The sequence below is a fragment of the Roseibacillus ishigakijimensis genome (assembly GCF_016595415.1).
GTDB lineage: Bacteria > Verrucomicrobiota > Verrucomicrobiia > Verrucomicrobiales > Akkermansiaceae > Roseibacillus > Roseibacillus ishigakijimensis.
On the sequence record NZ_JAENIO010000073.1, the window covers coordinates 1 to 5,679 of the forward strand.

8 protein-coding genes are annotated in these 5,679 nt (G+C 59.5%); 3 read left to right on the forward strand and 5 right to left on the reverse strand.

What is annotated here, in order from left to right; genetic code table 11:
• Positions 1–68 precede the first annotated feature (68 nt).
• The 5 genes from JIN78_RS16440 to JIN78_RS16460 form a co-directional block, all read right to left on the reverse strand.
• Complete coding sequence (locus JIN78_RS16440) at positions 69–335, reverse strand: hypothetical protein (RefSeq protein ID WP_200393086.1); 267 nt, start codon at positions 333–335, stop codon at positions 69–71.
• A gap of 101 nt (positions 336–436) precedes the next feature.
• Complete coding sequence (rpsU, locus tag JIN78_RS16445; protein ID WP_234038049.1) at positions 437–697, reverse strand: 30S ribosomal protein S21; 261 nt, start codon at positions 695–697, stop codon at positions 437–439.
• A 91-nt stretch (positions 698–788) separates the two neighbouring features.
• The gene (gene proS / locus JIN78_RS16450) at positions 789–2,306 is read right to left on the reverse strand and encodes a proline--tRNA ligase (protein ID WP_200393087.1); all 1,518 of its coding nucleotides are present in this window, start codon (positions 2,304–2,306) and stop codon (positions 789–791) included.
• Between the two features lie 70 nt (positions 2,307–2,376).
• Positions 2,377–3,063 (reverse strand): hypothetical protein, encoded by a 687-nt coding sequence (locus JIN78_RS16455; protein ID WP_200393088.1) that lies wholly within the window; start codon positions 3,061–3,063, stop codon positions 2,377–2,379.
• 88 nt (positions 3,064–3,151) lie between these two features.
• Positions 3,152–3,421, reverse strand: coding sequence for a hypothetical protein (locus tag JIN78_RS16460; protein ID WP_200393089.1), 270 nt, complete (start codon positions 3,419–3,421; stop codon positions 3,152–3,154).
• 144 nt (positions 3,422–3,565) lie between these two features.
• Between JIN78_RS16460 and JIN78_RS16465 the strand changes: the two genes are divergently transcribed.
• Genes JIN78_RS16465 through JIN78_RS16475 form a run of 3 tightly spaced genes read left to right on the forward strand, consistent with a single transcriptional unit; the run spans position 3,566 to position 5,590 of the window.
• The gene (locus JIN78_RS16465) at positions 3,566–4,804 is read left to right on the forward strand and encodes a competence/damage-inducible protein A (protein WP_200393090.1); all 1,239 of its coding nucleotides are present in this window, start codon (positions 3,566–3,568) and stop codon (positions 4,802–4,804) included.
• Between the two features lie 9 nt (positions 4,805–4,813).
• Positions 4,814–5,236 carry an HIT family protein gene (locus tag JIN78_RS16470; RefSeq protein WP_200393091.1) on the forward strand — a complete coding sequence of 141 codons (423 nt, stop codon included), beginning with the start codon at positions 4,814–4,816 and terminating at the stop codon, positions 5,234–5,236.
• A 27-nt stretch (positions 5,237–5,263) separates the two neighbouring features.
• A complete protein-coding gene (locus JIN78_RS16475) occupies positions 5,264–5,590 on the forward strand; it encodes a hypothetical protein (protein ID WP_200393092.1) in 327 nt (108 codons plus the stop codon).
• Positions 5,591–5,679: the final 89 nt, after the last annotated feature.

A 5,679-nucleotide genomic window follows, 5' to 3' on the forward strand; every position in this document is an offset into this window, starting at 1 on the left:
TTTTAGTCCTGATCCGCGGCACCTCAAAAGAGACCGACGAACCCGCAAATCCCCCATAGAATCAGGCCTCACAGCCTTAACCTGACGCGAATGGCCATGGCCCGAGAGGGGTGGTCGGGATGATTCCGGACATACTGCTCGAGGGCGTCTTTCAGAAGAATGACGTCCTCATATCCAATTGGCGCTTGCTCGATCCATTCTTCTAAGGGTTTAAATCCTTGTAGGAAAAATTTCGCAAGTGCTTCATGGGCATAAAGGAGGGAAGAGTCGCTCAACTCGAAGGCCTTCTCTGCGTTGACAATTTGTTTGGCTAAAAGGCGAATTGGAGAGCTCATGGAGAGAAGAATACAAAGATGTTGAGGTGAGGTGAGGGGAGGAGAGCACAAAAAAAGCGCCCCGAAGGACGCTCTCTGCAAAATCTGGGAAAACAGGGAGATTAACCCTCGTTCTTGTCGTCGCCTTCCTTATCGGCAGCCGACTTGTTGGAATACTGCCAACGCACTTTGTTGCGCTTGGAAGCGGTGCGGAGCTTGCGTTGGAAACGTTGGGTGGGGGTTTCGAATGCCCGGCGACGACGCATTTCCTCCAAGATGCCCTCGGTGTCGAGTTTGGTCTTGAGCCGTTTAAGAGCGCGGTCCACCGGCTCTCCTTTCTTCATCTCGACTCCGCGGAAATTGTCGTTTGCCATAGTTGCCATCAGTATTTCTTAAGGGGCGCGGAGACTAGGAGCCCGCGCCTTGCCCGTCAAGCGGCGAATTCGAACTTTTGCGATTTTTTCCCGGAAAAGCTCAATAGCTGCGTCCCCAGAGGGCTCGTTGGCGGGTGGGAGTGCCGGTGAGGAGGCAGGGGGCTTCCTCCGCTTCCTCGTTCTGCAGGGGGAGGCAACGGACGGCGATGCGGTGTTTCTTGGAAAGCTCCTCTTCCTGCTCACGGCTGCCCGCCCAAGGGGTGAGGAGCCAGCCGGGATTGTCGCTGGCGCTCCAGTGGGCCTCGAAGTCCGCCAATTCGCCACACTCGCTGGTGTTTTGGTCCCGCAGTCCGGTTGCCCGCTCAAGGAGACCCTGATGGACGGCATCGAGATGGGATTGGACATTGCGGAGAAACTCTTCGCGCCCGAGGAATTTTTTTTCCTGAATGCCTTGGTCGCGGCGTTGCAGGCAGACTTTTTGCGATTGCAAGTCGCGGGGGCCGATTTCGATGCGCAGGGGGACGCCTTTTTTGACCCAGTCCCATTTTTTCTGCCCTCCGCCCATCTCGCGATTGTCCACGTGGACGCGCAGGGGTTGACCGTGGAAGGTCTGGCTGGAGAGGGTCTTGGCCAAGGCCTGGCAGGCATCGAGAATGGCATCGCGGGAGTCGGGCTTGGGGGTGACCGGGATGATGACGATCTGCTGGGGGGCGACGCGGGGAGGGAGAATGAGGCCGTCGTCGTCGGAATGGGCCATGATGAGGGTGCCGATGAGACGGGTGGAAACGCCCCAGGAAGTGGTGTGGGCGAGCTGCTTCTGGTTCTCGCGGTCGACGAAGCTGATGTCTTGCGCTTTGGCGAAATTTTGCCCCATGTAGTGGGAGGTGCCGGCCTGGATGGCTTTCTTGTCCTGCACCATGGCCTCTACGGTCAGGGTCATTTCGGCACCGGGGAAGCGCTCGGCTTCAGTCTTTTCTCCCATGACGACCGGGATGGCGAGGACGTCGCGCAGGAAGTCGGAGTAGAGCTGGTGGATGGTGCGGGTCTCGGCAATGGCTTCCTCCGCCGTCTCGTGGGCGGTGTGGCCTTCCTGCCAGAGAAACTCGGCGGTGCGCAGGAAGAGGCGGGGGCGCATTTCCCAGCGCATCACGTTGGCCCATTGGTTGATGAGGAGGGGGAGGTCGCGGTAGCTCTCCACCCAGCGGGCAAAGGCCGCGCCGATGATAGTCTCGGAGGTGGGCCGGATGACGTAGGGTTCGGTCAGTTTGCCCGAGGGAACCATGGTGGTCTTGCCGCTCTCGGGATCTTTCTGGGCCTCGAGACGGTGGTGGGTCACCACCGCGCATTCGGTGGCGAAGCCCTCCGCGTGCTCGGCTTCTTTTTCCAGGTAAGCCAAGGGAATGAGAAGGGGAAAGTAGGCGTTCTGGTGCCCGGTGGCCTTGAAGCGGCGGTCGAGGTCATCCTGAATGAGCTCCCAAATGCCGTAGCCCCAGGGCTTGATGACCATGCAGCCGCGGGTTTCGGAATTCTCCGCCATGTCGGCGGCTCGGATCACTTGTTGATACCATTCGGGAAAGTCCTCGTCGCGGGTGGGCGTGATAGCGGTTTTGTCGGCCATGTTGTCAGGGGGCGGGAAGTAGGCGTTTTTTCAGGAAAAGGCAATCCAATCGCATGTCTTGCAGAGGCACTCAGCGCACCCAGGATCCGCTCACGGTCGGGAGCCGGCCATCGGTCAGGGCGGTGTAGTCGGTCTTTCCTTTGGCCCCCACCAGTGGGATGCCCACTGCGCGTCGCCAGAAGGCGGACATCGATTCCCCGGTGTGGCAACCGTAGGATTGGCACATCGCGTTGCGATTGAAGACGCTGGACTTGATGCGGCCAAGGTCGGTCTCGTGGATCCAGTCCTTGCAGGAAGCCATGATCTCATTGCTGTAATCGAGGAGGAAGCAGTGTTTGTTGGAATGGCCGAAGAAGTCAAAATTGGTCACCGAGCCTCGGGGGAGGGCGTTGAAGCGGCGGAAGAAGTCATTGCTGGAGTTGAGCCAGACCAAGTTCGCCTGGCGCTTGCTAGCTTGCTCGGAGATCCAAGTGACGTAGGGTTTTCCATCTTCCCTTCCTCGGGTCACGTAGCCAGGCTTGTAGACCATCCAGACGATTTGGGCATTGGGTCCGTAGGCTTTGCGCAACTCGTCCATGCGCATGGTCGAGGCCCGCACGAAGTTGGCCCACCAGCGGTCATGCTGGTCGGGGCCGACCCGGAGGTCCTCCCAGCTGCGCAAGGCGGGGCCTCCACAGAGAATGACGTGCACCTGCTGCGCGGAGGCCGCGAGGGAAGAAAAGAGGGAGAGGAGAAAAATAGCGAGGAGGGTCTTCATAGTAAGAGATTAGGGGAGAGATGGGCTCCCCGCCAAGCTCTCGCTGTGTGTGGGGAGGGAAATTTTTGGGAAAGGAGAAAGAGCGCGCTCAGTTGGGCTTCTGGGCGCCATAGGCAAAGCCGATGGATGCGGATTCGGCAGGCTCCTCGGAGTGATCGGACAAGGCTTCCAGCACGGCCTGCACCCGAGTGCGGCCTTCGGGGGGATTCTTCATCGCTTCCATCGCGCCGAGAAAGGCCGGGTGCCGGAAGTCGGCCTCGCCCTCCATGCGGTCCAGGCGATCCAAGAAGGAAGCGATATCAATGAGTTTCGCCCGTGAGTCCATGAAATAAAGATCCTGAATTTCCGCCTTAGTCATGCCTGACAGCTTGGAGAGATTTCTGTCGGGATCAAGGAGAAGGTGCCTCAAATGGCTGCCAGCCCGCGCAGACTGCCCCGGGCAAACTGCGGGATGAACACAATCTCCGGTTGAGGAATCGGGTAAAGGGGACAAACTGCTGCCGTGCGTATCGAAATTCTCAACACTGGCACCGAGCTCCTGCTGGGCTCCACTCTCAATACCCATGGCCACTGGATGGGGCAGGAGCTGCTCAAGCTCGGTCTGCGCGTGCAGCGGCAGGTGACGGTGCCCGATGGCGATGCTATCCGCGATGCCATGGCCGAGGCAGTGATGCGCTGCGATGCCCTGATCGTGACCGGTGGCTTGGGCCCGACCAGCGACGACATCACGCGGGAAGCCACGGCCGAGGTATTGGGCACGGAGATGATTGAAGACGAGCAGGCCCTGCGCACCATGCAGCAGTTTTTCCAAGCGCGTGGCTATGGCGAAATGCCGGAGGGCAATCGCAAGCAGGCCCAAGTGCCAGTGGGGGCCGATGTCTTGCCCAATGGCAACGGCACCGCGCCGGGGATCTACGTCCCTCCCCGCCTGGGCAAAGCCTCGGCTTGCGCCATTTTCCTCCTCCCTGGCCCTCCCGGCGAGCTGCGGCCCATGTTTCGCGAGGAGGTCTCACCCCGGTTGGTCGCTCTGGCGGGCATTGAGAATGCCGGAGAGGCGGTCGAATTGAAATTTGTCGGGATTGGCGAAAGCTCTTTTGCCGACGGGGTGGACGCCGGGCTGCAAGCGATTCCCGGCCTGGAGTTCGGTTACTGCGCGCGCCCGGGTGAACTCGACCTTCGGCTCATCGGAGGCCCCGAGGCCATTGCGGAAGCCCGGGCTCATGTGGCGGAACATTTTCCTACCCAATACGTCAGCGATGGCGATAGCCTGGAGCAAGTGGTGGTGCGCGAGCTGACCGAGGCCGGGCTCACCCTGACGACAGCCGAGAGCTGCACCGGCGGTCTGGTCGCCAGTCGTTTGACCGATATTCCCGGTTCCAGCGCGGTCTTGACCCATGGCTTCGTGACCTATGCTAATGCAGCCAAGATTTCTCTCCTCGGAGTGCGGGAGTCTGCGCTGGCGGCCCATGGGGCGGTCAGCGAGGAGGTCTGTCGCGAGATGGCCGAGGGCGCTCTCGCCGCCAGTGGTGCCGACCTCGCCATCAGTGTGACGGGCATTGCCGGCCCCGATGGGGGGAGTGACGGGAAGCCCGTGGGCACGGTCTACCTCGGGTTGGCGCAAAAGGGTCGGGAAACCGCGGTGCAACGGCGCAATCACCCCCGTGGCCGCCGCCAGTTCAAGGACGAGGTTAGCCAACGAGCCCTCGATATGATTCGACGGCGCGTGGTGCATGGCGAATAATGGCCGGACATGGCCTTCGAAGTTCATCCCCGCTTGTTGAAAAGCTCCCTGCCTCTGGGCCGGAGTCGTGATTGCCACATTCTGCTGAAGAACAATCGCCATTTTCCGTGGCTTCTCGTCGTGCCCGAGGTCGCCGGGGGAGAGGAGGACTGGCATCAGCTCAGCGAGGCCCGGGCGGCGGAAGTAATGGCCGTGGTGCGCGAGGTTTCGCTTTTTGTGGAAAACTATTTTCGGCCCGAGAAGCTCAACATCGCTTGCATTGGTAATCAGGTGCGCCAGATGCATTGGCACATCGTGGGCCGATCGCCCGGGGATGCCGCCTGGCCGGGAGTGGTCTGGAGCAGCGAAGCCAAAGAACTTTACTCCCCGGAGCGCCTGGAGGAAATCACAGCGGCTTTTGTTGGGTTAGATTCTTTAAACCTCGCCAAATAGGAGAGAGATTGCTATGAAGACGGGTGAATGAACTCGCTTGCAAAAATTTCTGTTTATTGTGGAGCGATCTTGGCTTTGCTTCTGTCGCCCGTAAGCGAAGCTGAGGCTGCTGCAGAGGCAAAGGCGATTCTGCAAGTCGAGGTTCGACGAGATAATTCGCAATGGGAGGTCCTGATTACGAATGGGGCTGCCAATGAGTTGGGTGTCGTGTTTGGGAAAGAGGCGTTTCGGTTGAAAAGTGGAGCTGAGAAAGAGTTCGCAATACAAAATGTCGTGGATTTGAAAATTTACGAATTCGTTCCGAAGCAACGGGCAGGGAGTCGTATGCGGCTGAAAGCACAAACGAAAGTCTGAGGTGGACCCCGAAAATCGGGCCAGGGGTTAAGCGATAATTTTGGTGGTGAGGAACGGCGAAAAACGCCAAACCCAACCCCATAAAATGA